The following is a 12,614-nucleotide window of genomic DNA, read 5'->3' on the forward strand; positions in this document are numbered from 1 at the left end:
AGGATTATATGCAGCATAATACTCTGAATTAGCACGAAACTATTCGCTTCTAAATTAATCACTTACAGGGAATATTGCCCATGTGCCGTAAAGCGAGACGCTAGCGAAGCGTGAAGTCTGGGCGCAGAGCGCCAGGGAACTGTTAGTGGATTGTAGGGAGTGTTTAGCGCATGGCAGGGGATGTAACAGGGCGTTACATTAGAGAAATGAATGAATAGGCATTTTTCGGTTTGCTCCACGATGACTATCGGCGCACCACCTGGGATCTTTAGGGTTGCGAGGAAAAAAAGCTCTTTTTGCCTTTCGCTTGTGTGCTTTTTAACCAAATCGTGCGCTTTTTGCTGATGAGTCAGCGCATTAGCGCTTTAAGAAATGAAATCGATTTCGTGAAGTTACAGTGGCGCGTGAAAACGCTGTGCAGTGCGGTAGCGATAGGTCGCCTAATAGCGGGGAATTTTGGCTGATGAGGTTGTCATGAATGGCCGGGAGTTTTTGAAAAATAAGGTCGCCATAAATGGCGACCCTACTGGTATGGTGCGCGTTACGCTAATTTTGGAAAGGTGGCGACTTTATTTACCGTACCGTGATCGTCACTGCGTACCGGCAAAGTATTTAAATCTTTCAGGAAGCTTTCACGCCAGTGTGAAATATCCTGTTTGCGCAACACCGCCATCATGTCGTTATAACGCGAGATACGTTCGGTACGCGGCATGGTCAACGCGCGATCGAGCGCCGCCGCCACGTCATCACGATCGTACGGATTGACGATCAGCGCGGAAGTCAGCTCATTGGCCGCACCAGCAAAGCGGGACAACACCAACACGCCAGGGTTATCCGGGTCCTGTGCTGCTACATACTCTTTCGCCACCAGATTCATGCCGTCACGCAGCGGCGTAATCAAGCCGACGTTGGTGAGACGGAAGATCTTCATTAACAGACGACGATCAAAGTGCTGATTGAGGTAATAGAGCGGCGTCCAGCCCAGCGTGCCGTATTTACCGTTGATGCGCCCCGCTTCCGTTTCCAGCTGGTGACGGATGTCCTGATAAGCCTGCACATCGCCGCGCGAGGTGGGCGCAATTTGCGAGTAGCGAATTTTGCCGCGGTGCTGCGGGAAATTCTCCAGCAGGGCTTCGAAGGCCAGGAAACGCTCCGGCAATCCTTTAGAGTAATCCAGGCGCTCACAGGCAATGATATTCTGCAGATCGCCCAAATCGCGTTTCATCGCCGCCATTTTCGGTGGCAGCGGTCCTTCCGCCATCTCTTTAATGGTGTCCGGCTCAATACCAATCGGATAGACCTCAGTCATAAAGGTGTTACCGAAGGCACGATGCTTCTTCTCTCCTTTATTCTGCAGCTGCGTCAGCTGGCTCAGGCTATCAAGGAAAGCTACGCGGTCAGATTCTGTCTGGAAGCCCAGCAGATCGTAGTCGCACAGCATCTCCAGCAGCTCCTGATGCGGCGGCAGAGCATTGAAGATCTCTGGCGTCGGGAACGGGATATGCAGGAAGAATCCGATGCGGTTATTAATGCCCTGTTTGCGCAGCTCGGCGGCAAACGGCAGCAGATGATAATCGTGGATCCACAGAATATCGTCGGGCTTCAGCAGCGGTTTAAGGCGCTGCGCCAGCAAAGTATTGACGCGGCAGTAGCCATCCCAGGCTTCGCGCTGATACTGCACCAGATCGAGGCGATAGTGGAACGCCGGCCAAATCACGGTATTGGAGAACTGGAGATAATATTGATCATAATCGTTTTGATTAAGCGGCAGTGACGCATAGGTGATGCCGTCTTTTTCGATCTGCGTAAGTTCTTCATCCTCTTCTTCACCCGAGAATTCGCTGATCTCTCCGTTCCAGCCAAACCATAATCCACCGGTATCTCGCAGTGCATCTAAAATACCGACAGCAAGCCCGCCTGCGCTGGCCTTGCTACCATCGGGGATCGCGATACGGTTAGATACGATGACTAAACGACTCATAACCTAAACTCCTTACCAACATTGTCATGTTCTAGTTGTAATAATAGTTGTTCAAGCCAGTGCCATACGGCCTCAACGCTGTTGAGGCGATAGCGTGCATGGCTGGCCCCTTCACCGACTTTGACAGAGATCCCCTGCATGGCATTTACCACGAGGAATCCTTTTTCATCTGTCAGGTCGTCTCCCACAAATACCGGAATGCGTCCGGCAAAGGGTGCTTCCTGCATGAACTCACGTACGGCAGCGCCTTTATCGATGCCTTGCGGCTTCAGTTCCACCACGCATTTACCTGGCTGAAGCGCCAGCTCGGGAAAGCGTGCAACGGCGTCTTCGGCCAGCTGCATAATGGCGTTTTCGTACTGCGGCGCATTGCGATAGTGCAGCGCAAATGCCATGCCTTTCACTTCTAATAGCGTATCGGGCCACTGATCCAGCGTCTGCTGCAGTTCAGTTTGCAGCGTTTGCGCAATATCACCCGGCAAGCTGTGGCGATGCACGCGGCCCGCCGCATCGCGGCGTTCTGCACCGTGCACACCTGCGGCCGGGGCTTCAAGTGGTGCCACTAAGGCATCGAGTTGCGCAATCGGACGGCCGGAAACCAGCGCTAATGCGCCGTGGCTGAGATTGGAAATTTGTTGCAGGAGCTGGCGTACCGAGGCGGGAATGGAGACCGACTCGGGCTGCGACTGAATCGCTGCCAGCGTGCCGTCGACATCAAAAAAGAAGGCATAGAGTCCGCCACTTAACGACGGCAAGGTGCTGTTCTGATTAACCGCGGGGGTCACGACTCTTCTCCTGTCTGGTGGAATTTGTCATTACAGGATGTTCGGGGGCTGGCTGGGCGATCGAGGCGGTTACTACCGCCGAAGTGTGTGCGAGGAGGTTTTGCAGATAACACGGAATTTCGATAGATAACTCTCCACAAACAAACATCATTTAAACTCACTCGCCAGGCTGACTGCGAACATCGTCAGAATTAAGTGTAGACGCAGATCACGATATTGCCAGATACGCGCGGCCTGGCTATAGGATAAGTGGCCGTTTTAGGCCTTATGCCGCAAAAGAATTGCCTCAGCGCTTTTTCAGCCGCTTCGCTTATTTTTTTAGCGTTGATGACGCCCTTCTCCCGCCTCAATTCCCGGATTATGCCGACTTGCATCCGCCGCGAGGATTATCATATGGTGCGTTTACCGTGCGGCTACAGCGCGGAAATAGCGCCCTGATCGGCATTGATCACGGCTGTTAGACCCATTCAGGCAGGAATCCGGATAATGGAAAACCGATCGACATCACATTTTTCACTTGTCGCGGCAGGTGAGCGAAGATGATCCCGCAAAGCTACAGCCAACGCGTTCACTTCTATTACTGCATTCTGGTCGCCCTGAAAATCAACGCCAAAACGAAGAAATCTGGCGGCGTGCGCGGCAAGAATAACTTCCTGCTGAAATGGCTGCGTAATGCGCAGAATAACACCATTTTCCCGCCGGATATCACCAGCGAGATTGAGTGGCTGCGCGCCAAGATCATCAGCTCCGGGCCCGACACCGATCTGGAACCGATGCTGCAATATGTCTACGACACGGCGAAGCGTGCCGAGACTATGCGTTTAGGATCATGATTCCTTCCATTTATTTCACTCAATGGAAACCGCGATTTTATTGAGGCAACGCAATATCTATATCGTCATTACCACGTAAATCTGGATACGGTTAAATCTTCTTATCTTGATGAATTTAATCGAAAAAAATTAAATCTGGCATCTACGTGAAGGTAATTAATATGATTAACAGAATGATCCTCAATGAGACCGCCTATTTCGGTGCGGGCGCGATTAATTCTATTGTCGATGAGATTCACAAACGCGGTTTTAACAAAGCGTTGGTGGTGACCGACAAGGATTTGATCAAGTTTTCTGTCGCCACCCGCATCACCGATCTGCTGGCGCAACACGACCTCAGTTTCGCCATCTATGATGAGGTGATCCCCAATCCTACCGTTGAGGTGGTGCATGCGGGCGTCGAGGCTTTTCGTCGTTCGGGTGCCGATTATCTGATCGCGGTGGGCGGCGGCTCGCCGCAGGATACCTGTAAAGCCATCGGCATGATGATTGCCAATCCCGAGTTCAGTGACGTGCGCATGCTGGAAGGCGGCGCCGCCACGCGCAATCCCTCCGTACCGATCATTGCGGTGCCGACCACTTCCGGCACCGCAGCGGAAGTGACCATCAATTACGTCATCACCGATGAAGAGAAGAAGCGCAAGTTCGTCTGCTACGACCCGCACGATATCCCGGCGATTGCCATTATCGATCCCGACATGATGGCCAGCATGCCTGCCAGCCTGAAAGCGGCGACCGGCGTCGATGCGCTGACGCACGCCATTGAAGGCTACATCACGCGCGGCGCGTGGGAACTTACCGACATGTTCCATCTCAAAGCGATTGAAATTATTGGCCGCTCGCTGCGTGATTCGGTTAAAGGCGTGCCTGCGGGCGTGGCGGATATGGCGCTCGGTCAGTACATCGCCGGAATGGGCTTCTCGAATGTTGGCTTGGGTCTGGTGCACGGTATGGCGCATCCGCTGGGCGCGTTTTATGGCACGCCGCACGGCATCGCCAATGCGGTTCTGCTGCCGCATATCATGGCGTTCAATGCCGAGCATACCGGCGAGAAGTACCGCGATATCGCCCATGCGCTGGGCATGGAAGGTGCCTATAGCTGTTCATTAGCCGATGCCCGTGCGCTGGCCATTGATGCGGTGATCACCCTAAACCACGATATCGGTATTCCGCTCAGACTACGTGATATCGGCATGCAGGAGCAGGATGTGGATGCGCTTGCCACCGCAGCTTTCGCCGATGTGTGTACGCCGGGCAATCCGCGGGAGTGCAGCGTGACGATGATCGCTGCGCTGTATCGTGAGTTGTTCTGATTAGGCGTTAACAAGGTCACCATTAATGGCGACCGACGTGTTTTGTAGGTGCGCATTTATGCGCACCAGAACGACGCGCTTATTTAATTCATGCCAACATTCACCCTTTAAAATAATATTTATCTCGCGGCTTAAAATAAAATTAATTTAACCCGGTGCGCTTGCAGCAATGGGATGCCCGCTTAGTATTAATGAGGCGGCATGCAGTTGATGAGTACAAGGCTAAATTCACTCCTTCCCTCCTCCATTTCTTATCGTTATTTATTTTTAAACATCAGAATTAATTCCCTTTCTCCGTTTATTTTATTTTTTGAGGTGAGCTATGTTTCGACACGTAAAGCAGTTGCAATATACCGTGCGCGTTAATGCGCCCAATCCCGGTCTGGCCAATTTATTACTCGAGCAGTTTGGTGGTCCGCAGGGCGAATTAGCCGCTGCGATGCGCTATTTCATGCAGGGCTTAAGTGATGAAGATGCGGGTCGTCGCGAGATGCTGATGGATATCGCGACTGAAGAGTTGAGCCATCTGGAAATTATCGGTTCGCTGGTTGGCATGCTGAATAAAGGTGCCAAAGGCGAACTGGCGGAAGGCAGCGAAGAGCAAGGCGATCTTTATCGCTCCATTACCGGCGCGGGCAATGACAGCCATCTGACATCGATTCTGTACGGCGGCGGCCCGGCATTAACCAACTCCGCGGGCGTGCCCTGGACAGCGGCTTACATTGATACCATTGGCGAAGTGACAGCGGATCTGCGCTCCAACATCGCGGCCGAAGCGCGCGCCAAAATCCTCTACGAACGCCTGATCAACCTCACCGATGACGTGGGCGTGAAAGATGCGCTAGGCTTCCTGATGACGCGCGAAGTGGCGCATCAGCTGTCGTTTGAAAAAGCGCTCTACTCCATCCACAACAACTTCCCACCGGGCAAACTGCCGCCGATCGAGAAGTATGCGCACACCTACTACAACATGTCTCAGGGTGACGATATTCGCGGTAGCTGGAATTCGGATGAGAACTTCGACTATGTCGCCGACCCGCAGCCCGCAGTGGATGGCGGTGATGGCTCCGCCAGCGTGACGCTGCCGTCAAAACAGCTGAGCGATCTGGATACGCTGGCAACACGCACCGCTTCACAGCCCGATACCAATCCGATTACCGGCGCGGAACCCGGCAGTAAAACGCCGCTTACCAATCAGTAATTATCACAGGTCGCCCTAAACGGCGACCTGGCAGATTAATCCGGAAAACGCCCTTTCATTTCAGTTACGCGGCTGGGTTGTTGAGGGATGTGCCATAGTTGACGCTGGCATAAATAATAAGGATGGCTTGATGATGTTTGGTTTTTTAACTTCCCTGTTCGGTAGCCCGGAGTCATTAGTGCAAGTCATGACGCGCCAGGACATTCAGGAATCGATTGAGGAAGGCGACAGAATTATTATTGATGAAGATGGTAACGCTTCGGTTAATGCGTTGAGTCCTGAAGTGCAGCGCGATTTTGCCCATCATGTCAGCATATTAAAGGATATTTAAATGGGCACGGCGATATTTATGGTGATGATGGTTTGCGGCTATTGGTATACCAGCCGCGACATGTCGAGCCGTTTAAAAATTAAGCGTTCCTTTGGCTGGGATGTCTATTTTCTCATTGCGCTGTATGGCTGCATATTTGTGCTGCAAGGCGTGCTGGCCACCGCGATTATCTGGCTGATTCTGCTGGCCGCATCGGGCGTGAACAATGCGTTTGCGCTGACCTCGGCGGAGAATGTGCACTGGAACGTCGATTTCATGACGTGGAGCTTTTTAGGCATTCAGGCCCCGGTGGTGCTGATGCTGGCCTTTGCCATCCTGTTCTGTATGTATCGCTCCAACTGGGCGGTCAGCGCCCGGCTCAACGCCGGTGGACGCAAGGAGTTGTATCAACGCCTTTCCCGCTCCAACGGCATTGAACAGTTGCTATTGCAATGTATGGAAGAAGGCGAGCTGGCGTGGGTCACACTGAAATCGCGCCGTATCTATATCGGCATGATTCACGCGGCGACCTTTGAATATCCAAACACTGCCAACATTGTGTTGATCCCGATGCTGAGCGGCTATCGTGATTCACGCACGCTCAATCTGGCGATCGAGCATAATTACAGTCTGTGGTACCACAATCACAACATTGATTTCTCGTCCGCACCTAAAAGTGCCCTTGAGTTTCGTAAAGTGATTATGGTGCATCAAATAGAGAGTTTGTCGCTGTTTGATCCGGCCAGCGCCAGCGCATTAGCGATGGATAAGCAAAGCGGTAATAAACGCAAGTGGATGCGAAAATCCGCGCCCAAACGCGACTATCCCTAAATTTACTATTCAAAGATGCTGGCTTAATCGTGCAATTGCTTTATGTTGCACGGAGCCAGCAACATTCCATAATAAGTCAAAATAATAAGGGCATCATGATGGACTTTAAAAAGTTCGAGGACACTTTACAGCTGTGGGGGAATTTACACTTCACGGGAATTGAACTGCAACAGCGTGATAATAAAAGCGAAATTTACGCGACCGGCACTAATAATCATACCCAAAGCCAGCTGTATATTTGCACGCTTTCAACTGATGTCGCTTCACACGTCCAGTTAAAACAGTTTCGCACCTGGTTGCACAGAATTAATATTGGCAAAGCGAAGCGCCGATTAGCTCTCGCCAGAAAGGATTAATTCATTGTCCCCGCGCGGGGGACAGAGAGGAATATCAGGCGTCGTCAGGCGTGTAACCCACCACAATTTCCAGTGTTTTGCGCAGCACATCAGCTTCAGCATCACCTTCTGCGGTTTCCAGCGCCATAATCAAACAGAGAATAATCGATTTATTACTGACGCGCCCTTCGGTGGCCAGCACGTGGCGGATAACCCTATCCAATACGGCAGCTTCGTTTCTTAACGTACTGTCTGCATTGCGAAAATGCTCTGCCAGTTCGGTGTCAGGCAGTGCAGCGTAGAGGTTGTGATTTTCCGACATGATTCCAGTCCCGTGATTGTATCTACGCTCGAATTTACAGTGCCTAAATGCGAGCCAATCAGTCAATGTTTACGATTGTTACCAGACTGTTGGTTGTTACCAAACAGCTGAAGAACGTTGTCGCTTTGCGGCTGCTCTTCGCGCAGCTTTTTTCCCGCCGAAATACTGTTGCGTACATCGGTGATGGCGGCAGTAATCGCTGCACGCTGCTCTTCGTCATTGCTCTGCTGCTTCATCAGCATCAGCTGATTCAACAGCGCTTGCGTATTGACCGGGCCCGTACGTTGCAACAGCGCCAGCGCCGCTTCGCCAATAATTTCATCGATTATTTTCTGGTGTTCACTTCTATTCATAACGAATTTTCATAACGAATCTCTGACCGCCGCTTCGCCCCGGTGCGGGGCGAAACCAGTGTGGGAGCGTATTCAGAGTAAAATTTTAATACTTGTACAAGTTTGACGTCTGACTGGCTCTCAGCTTTCACGTTCAAATAACAAGCCAATCAGCTGATGATAGTGATGCTCTTCTTCAGCATTGGCGGCCAGTTCCAGTCTGCGCAGCAGCTTGGTGCATAGCGATTTGCGGTTGAGGTTACGGCCTTCGCGTAAGATTTCAACCACGATCTGACCCAAGGTTTCCTGCTGCGATGGCAGCGACGCTTTGCTGAAATAGTTGGCAATGGCCTCGACTGAACTCGGCGTGTATCCGTTCTGACGCATAATTGACCCCAATAAATGAAAAAGTTAGATCATTTGACCTAAGTAAAGTTGTACAGATAGCAAAAAGCTGTACAAGGAGCTTACTCAAGATATCAGGCAGGTTTTGTTGCAAAAAGTGCTAAGAAGTGTGAATTAGGACAATTAGAAAGCTTTTATTTCCAAATCTGTGCGCTCCGCGCCGAAAGTCATCGACGCGTGAGCCGGTTGGGATGGTCAATTGTCGTCGGCATCGGCCGAAGGCATTCTGACACTGCCTTCCTGGCGACTCAATCCGCGCAATGCTGAATGGACGCGATTATCGCTGCCCGCCGGTTGACGGTGCGTGAGCAACCATTGCTGCGCCTGGGCAATACGCTGCTGCTGTTGACTGTTTTGCTCTTTTCTCGCCATGCGCGCGAGCTCTGCCAGCAGTGAGGAAACGCTGACTTCCTCACGGCGCACCAGTAATGCATAGGCCGCTTCGCCGATAATTTTAGGTTGCGAATCTGACATCTTCTACCTCCTGAGAATATGGGCTTACGCTTGCTTCTCACTCTTCATTATAGATCATCGGCCTGGCGCCTTGTTAACAGACAGCTCTGGTTATCTTGGGTTTTTGTTACTAACACGTTATGGTAACTGCCCTTCGGTGGCCTCTGCTCGCACCGACGACGTGATTAATAACAAGCATTAAGCAAGGAAATCTGGCATGGAGTTCACCATACGCAAAGCCACGGCAGAGGATGCAGAGCTGCTGCACCTGCTGGGCCGCATGACCTACAGTGCGCATTTCAAACATATGTGGGTTTCCGCAGACGAACTGGATGCCTTTATCGACAAGGAATACGGTCTGGCAGAGCTGAATAGCAGCCTCGCGGCGCCCAATGAGAGCTGGCTGATCGCCGAGACCGACAAGCCGATTGGCTTCGCCAAAGTCACCTGGAACACGCCAGTGCCGGATTCCGGCATGAGCGGCGCGTTGCTCAACAAGCTCTACCTCAATCCAGAAGAAACCGGCAAAAACTACGGCCGCTGGATGTTCGAGAGCATCATCAATGAGGCGCGCGACAAGCGTGAAGGCTACCTGTGGCTGGAAGTGTTAGGCGATAACGTGCGTGCACGTAAGTTCTACGAAGCCTTTGGTATGCAGCACATCAAAGACATTCCGTTTATCACCGCTTCACAGCAGAGCACCCTGCAGATCATGGGGATGATGATTTAAGCGCAGCGGTAAGCCCTTTGGCACAAAATAAATTTCCTTTGTTGCCAACTGTTTTGCAAATCATTACGGGTTCTGGCTTGATCAAACTGCCTATTCGACATTACTGTATACATATACAGTGACGATTTGAGATCGCAGCCATGCAGTTTTATCAGCCCGCGGAAATCCGCGCTATTCTCGCCTTACCTTTGTTCATCAGCCGCGTGCCCTGCGGCTTTCCGTCCCCGGCGCAGGACTACGTTGAACAACGTATCGACCTCAACGACTTTTTAGTCGATCACCCCAGTTCAACCTATTTCATTAGAGTCAGCGGTGACTCGATGATCGACATCGGTATCAATGAGGGTGACATGCTGGTGGTGGACAGCTCGCTCAAACCCAAACACGGTGACATTGTGGTGGCTTCGCTTTCCGGCGAGTTCACCGTGAAACAGCTGATGTTACAGCCTTACCTGCATCTCAAACCGATGAATACCGCGCATGCGGTGATCGCCATTCCTGACGCCGATGAGTTCGAAGTCTTCGGCATCGTTAAACACGTGATTAAAACCATAGGCCGCTGATGTTTGCCCTGGTAGATGTGAATTCGTTTTACGCCAGCTGTGAAACGGTGTTTCGCCCGGATCTGCGCGGCAAGCCGATTGTGGTGCTGTCGAACAACGACGGCTGCATTATTTCGCTAAGCAGAGAAGCCAAGGCGCTGGGCATTAAGATGGGCGCGCCCTACTTCAAACATCGCGAAGAGTTGATGCGCCACAAAGTGGTGGTGTTCTCGTCTAACTATGCGTTGTATGGCGATATGTCGCGCCGCGTGATGGAGACGCTGGCGCTGATCTCCACGCGCGTGGATGAGTATTCCATTGACGAAGCCTTCGTTGACGTCACCGGCATCAACGCCTGCATGACATTCGAACAGTTAGGCCGCGACATTCGCGACCGTATTTATCAGGACACCCATTTGCGCGTGGGTGTCGGCATTGCGCCGACCAAAACCCTCGCCAAGCTCGCCAACTGGGCCGCCAAACGCTGGACCAAAGCTGAGAACGTGATGGATCTCTCTTTGCCCCACCGTCAGCGCGAGTTGATGAAACTGGTCAAGGTTGAAGAGGTGTGGGGCGTGGGCCGGCGCTTATCGAAAAAGCTCAACCTGATGGGCATTACCACCGCACTGCAATTGGCTGAAACCCCGACCGCGCTGATCCGTAAACACTTTGGCGTGGTGCTGGAGCGTACGGTGCGTGAATTATGTGGCGAGTCTTGTCTGGCGTTTGAGGAGGTGATTCCCAACCGGCAAAATATCCTCTGCTCGCGCTCGTTTGGCGATCGCATTACCGAATATCAGGATATGCGCGAAGCCATTGCCAATTACGCGGCGCGTGCCGCAGAGAAGTTACGCAGTGAGCGGCAATATTGCCGTCATATCGGGACGTTTATTCGTACCAGTCCGCACGATCCGCATCATCCTTATTATGCCAATGCGGCCAGCCAAACCTTGATTACGCCCACCGCTGACAGCCGCGATATTATTCAGGCCACGCTCAACTGTTTAGATCGCATCTGGGTGCCCGGTAAGCGTTATATGAAAGGCGGCGTCATGCTGGGCGATTTCTTTAGCGATGGCGTGGCGCAGTTTGATCTGTTTGCGGAATATCAGCCGCGTCACAATAGTGACCAATTAATGGCCCTGATCGACAAGATGAATGCCCACCAGCGCGGTGCGTTATGGTTTGCCGGGCAAGGCATTCAGAAACCCTGGTCGATGAAGCGCGAGATGCTGTCCCCGGCCTACACCACCCGGCTGGCGGATCTGCCGGTAGCGAAGTAAGCGCTTCACGCTTGAATTACACCCATATCAATACACTCTTCAGTCCCTGACACAGCGTCATCACAACCGTAGAACCGGGTTCGTCTAAAGGTGTCTGAACCGACCAAAGAAAAACCGCGCCAGCTAGCGCGGTTTTGTACAGGTATCTGGCGTGGGTGCGTTACTTCGCTGCCCTGTGCGCCTCAGAAGCGGCTTTCATACCCGGATGCAGATTGACACCGGAAACGTCCGTGGTTTCTCGTGCCTTGTGCAGGTCGCATGCCGCCTGCATTGATAACCACAGGCGCGCCGCAATACCCAGCCCCGCCTCAAGCCGCACCGCCATTTCAGGGCTGACCGATGCTTTACCGCTGGCGACTTTACTCAGCGCTGAAGCAGAAACACCAAGCTCTTTCGCCAGTACGCGCAAGCCAATATTGTTATCTTCGATGTATTCGGTGATCAGACCGCCCGGATGCGGGGGATTGAACATTGCCATCAGTGGTAGTCCTCCAGGTTAAGAATATAGGCATCGCCGTCGGTGAATTCGAAGGTGATACGCCAGTTAGCCCTGACCGTTAATGAAAACAGGTTTTTCCTGTCCCCTTTCAGGGGATGAAAACGAAACCCCGGATAGTTTCTGAATTCATCCGTGGAGAGCGCTTCATCAATGACCAGAAGGCGAAGCCGAATGCGTTCCGCGTCCTGCGCCTGGACACCGCTGATATCACCTTTCTCAAACAACTTTTGTAATCCCTTATGCTTCCAGCTTTTAATCACGTCACGCCTCCGCGTTTCCTGTTGAGAAACATCATATCATATGTTTCTCAACAGGAAACAGGTCTGGCTTTTTATTTTCGCAGCGCGTCACAGACTCAAGCCCTGAGCGGATCTACCGGTGGCGAAGTAACCGCTTCACGCTTGAATTACACGCATGTGAATGCGATATTCAGCCCCTGATACAGCGACAGCTTAATAA

17 protein-coding genes are annotated in these 12,614 nt (G+C 52.1%); 9 read left to right on the top strand and 8 right to left on the bottom strand.

Translation table 11 applies throughout. From position 1 onward, the window contains the following. Nucleotides 1–541 precede the first annotated feature (541 nt). The gene (otsA, locus tag K5Y30_RS03930; RefSeq protein ID WP_222210539.1) at nt 542–1,981 is read right to left on the bottom strand and encodes an alpha,alpha-trehalose-phosphate synthase; all 1,440 of its coding nucleotides are present in this window, start codon (nt 1,979–1,981) and stop codon (nt 542–544) included. Beyond that, nucleotides 1,978–2,766: a trehalose-phosphatase gene (otsB, locus tag K5Y30_RS03935; RefSeq protein WP_222210540.1), complete on the bottom strand. Its 789-nt coding sequence runs from the start codon at nt 2,764–2,766 to the stop codon at nt 1,978–1,980. The genes otsA and otsB overlap by 4 nt, the downstream gene beginning before the upstream one ends. Before the next feature lie 539 nt (nt 2,767–3,305). On the opposite strand from otsB, the gene K5Y30_RS03940 reads away from it, so the two are divergent. The 6 genes from K5Y30_RS03940 to K5Y30_RS03965 all read left to right on the top strand — a co-directional run bounded on the left by K5Y30_RS03940 (nt 3,306) and on the right by K5Y30_RS03965 (nt 7,610). Further along, a complete protein-coding gene (locus tag K5Y30_RS03940) occupies nt 3,306–3,599 on the top strand; it encodes a hypothetical protein (RefSeq protein ID WP_218168224.1) in 294 nt (97 codons plus the stop codon). A gap of 161 nt (nt 3,600–3,760) precedes the next feature. After that, entirely contained in the window at nt 3,761–4,912 is a 1,152-nt protein-coding gene (gene fucO / locus K5Y30_RS03945; protein WP_110865988.1) for a lactaldehyde reductase, read from the top strand. Between the two features lie 322 nt (nt 4,913–5,234). Beyond that, complete coding sequence (locus K5Y30_RS03950) at nt 5,235–6,113, top strand: manganese catalase family protein (protein WP_101760741.1); 879 nt, start codon at nt 5,235–5,237, stop codon at nt 6,111–6,113. A 133-nt stretch (nt 6,114–6,246) separates the two neighbouring features. Continuing rightward, nucleotides 6,247–6,444, top strand: a complete 198-nt coding sequence (locus K5Y30_RS03955) for a hypothetical protein (RefSeq protein WP_222210910.1) — start codon at nt 6,247–6,249, stop codon at nt 6,442–6,444. Beyond that, a complete protein-coding gene (locus K5Y30_RS03960; RefSeq protein ID WP_101760742.1) occupies nt 6,445–7,254 on the top strand; it encodes a hypothetical protein in 810 nt (269 codons plus the stop codon). Nucleotides 7,255–7,349: 95 nt separating this feature from the next. Further along, a complete protein-coding gene (locus K5Y30_RS03965; RefSeq protein WP_101761031.1) occupies nt 7,350–7,610 on the top strand; it encodes a hypothetical protein in 261 nt (86 codons plus the stop codon). Nucleotides 7,611–7,644: 34 nt separating this feature from the next. Here the strand turns inward: K5Y30_RS03965 and K5Y30_RS03970 are convergent, their stop codons facing one another. The 4 genes from K5Y30_RS03970 to K5Y30_RS03985 all read right to left on the bottom strand — a co-directional run bounded on the left by K5Y30_RS03970 (nt 7,645) and on the right by K5Y30_RS03985 (nt 9,122). After that, entirely contained in the window at nt 7,645–7,911 is a 267-nt protein-coding gene (locus K5Y30_RS03970) for a biofilm development regulator YmgB/AriR family protein (RefSeq protein ID WP_101760743.1), read from the bottom strand. Between the two features lie 62 nt (nt 7,912–7,973). Further along, nucleotides 7,974–8,264, bottom strand: coding sequence for a hypothetical protein (locus K5Y30_RS03975; RefSeq protein ID WP_101760744.1), 291 nt, complete (start codon nt 8,262–8,264; stop codon nt 7,974–7,976). A gap of 120 nt (nt 8,265–8,384) precedes the next feature. Further along, nucleotides 8,385–8,630: a regulatory protein YcgZ gene (gene ycgZ / locus K5Y30_RS03980; RefSeq protein WP_007891089.1), complete on the bottom strand. Its 246-nt coding sequence runs from the start codon at nt 8,628–8,630 to the stop codon at nt 8,385–8,387. Between the two features lie 213 nt (nt 8,631–8,843). Then, nucleotides 8,844–9,122, bottom strand: coding sequence for a hypothetical protein (locus K5Y30_RS03985; RefSeq protein ID WP_101760745.1), 279 nt, complete (start codon nt 9,120–9,122; stop codon nt 8,844–8,846). A 196-nt stretch (nt 9,123–9,318) separates the two neighbouring features. Between K5Y30_RS03985 and K5Y30_RS03990 the strand changes: the two genes are divergently transcribed. From K5Y30_RS03990 to umuC, 3 genes are all read left to right on the top strand, one after another. After that, a complete protein-coding gene (locus K5Y30_RS03990) occupies nt 9,319–9,831 on the top strand; it encodes a GNAT family N-acetyltransferase (protein ID WP_101760746.1) in 513 nt (170 codons plus the stop codon). Nucleotides 9,832–9,971: 140 nt separating this feature from the next. After that, nucleotides 9,972–10,394: a translesion error-prone DNA polymerase V autoproteolytic subunit gene (gene umuD / locus K5Y30_RS03995; RefSeq protein ID WP_101760747.1), complete on the top strand. Its 423-nt coding sequence runs from the start codon at nt 9,972–9,974 to the stop codon at nt 10,392–10,394. Further along, the gene (gene umuC, locus K5Y30_RS04000; RefSeq protein WP_110865986.1) at nt 10,394–11,656 is read left to right on the top strand and encodes a translesion error-prone DNA polymerase V subunit UmuC; all 1,263 of its coding nucleotides are present in this window, start codon (nt 10,394–10,396) and stop codon (nt 11,654–11,656) included. Before umuD ends, umuC begins: the two co-directional genes overlap by 1 nt. A gap of 160 nt (nt 11,657–11,816) precedes the next feature. Here the strand turns inward: umuC and K5Y30_RS04005 are convergent, their stop codons facing one another. Next, entirely contained in the window at nt 11,817–12,134 is a 318-nt protein-coding gene (locus K5Y30_RS04005; RefSeq protein ID WP_222181858.1) for a HigA family addiction module antitoxin, read from the bottom strand. Next, nucleotides 12,134–12,415: a type II toxin-antitoxin system RelE/ParE family toxin gene (locus tag K5Y30_RS04010; protein ID WP_192413560.1), complete on the bottom strand. Its 282-nt coding sequence runs from the start codon at nt 12,413–12,415 to the stop codon at nt 12,134–12,136. Before K5Y30_RS04010 ends, K5Y30_RS04005 begins: the two co-directional genes overlap by 1 nt. Nucleotides 12,416–12,614 lie beyond the last annotated feature (199 nt).

Source organism: Pantoea sp. DY-5 (genome assembly GCF_019795955.1).
Lineage (GTDB): Bacteria > Pseudomonadota > Gammaproteobacteria > Enterobacterales > Enterobacteriaceae > Pantoea > Pantoea leporis.

Bases quoted from the DNA above. Each gene is read 5' to 3' on its own strand.
- K5Y30_RS03975 (WP_101760744.1), bottom strand. From the start codon at position 8,264: ATGAATAGAAGTGAACACCAGAAAATAATCGATGAAATTATTGGCGAA.
- otsA (WP_222210539.1), bottom strand. From the start codon at position 1,981: ATGAGTCGTTTAGTCATCGTATCTAACCGTATCGCGATCCCCGATGGT.
- K5Y30_RS03965 (WP_101761031.1), top strand. From the start codon at position 7,350: ATGATGGACTTTAAAAAGTTCGAGGACACTTTACAGCTGTGGGGGAAT.
- K5Y30_RS03985 (WP_101760745.1), bottom strand. From the start codon at position 9,122: ATGTCAGATTCGCAACCTAAAATTATCGGCGAAGCGGCCTATGCATTA.
- K5Y30_RS03970 (WP_101760743.1), bottom strand. From the start codon at position 7,911: ATGTCGGAAAATCACAACCTCTACGCTGCACTGCCTGACACCGAACTG.
- umuC (WP_110865986.1), top strand. From the start codon at position 10,394: ATGTTTGCCCTGGTAGATGTGAATTCGTTTTACGCCAGCTGTGAAACG.
- K5Y30_RS04005 (WP_222181858.1), bottom strand. From the start codon at position 12,134: ATGGCAATGTTCAATCCCCCGCATCCGGGCGGTCTGATCACCGAATAC.
- K5Y30_RS03990 (WP_101760746.1), top strand. From the start codon at position 9,319: ATGGAGTTCACCATACGCAAAGCCACGGCAGAGGATGCAGAGCTGCTG.
- K5Y30_RS03950 (WP_101760741.1), top strand. From the start codon at position 5,235: ATGTTTCGACACGTAAAGCAGTTGCAATATACCGTGCGCGTTAATGCG.
- fucO (WP_110865988.1), top strand. From the start codon at position 3,761: ATGATTAACAGAATGATCCTCAATGAGACCGCCTATTTCGGTGCGGGC.
- ycgZ (WP_007891089.1), bottom strand. From the start codon at position 8,630: ATGCGTCAGAACGGATACACGCCGAGTTCAGTCGAGGCCATTGCCAAC.
- umuD (WP_101760747.1), top strand. From the start codon at position 9,972: ATGCAGTTTTATCAGCCCGCGGAAATCCGCGCTATTCTCGCCTTACCT.
- K5Y30_RS03940 (WP_218168224.1), top strand. From the start codon at position 3,306: ATGATCCCGCAAAGCTACAGCCAACGCGTTCACTTCTATTACTGCATT.
- K5Y30_RS03960 (WP_101760742.1), top strand. From the start codon at position 6,445: ATGGGCACGGCGATATTTATGGTGATGATGGTTTGCGGCTATTGGTAT.
- K5Y30_RS03955 (WP_222210910.1), top strand. From the start codon at position 6,247: ATGTTTGGTTTTTTAACTTCCCTGTTCGGTAGCCCGGAGTCATTAGTG.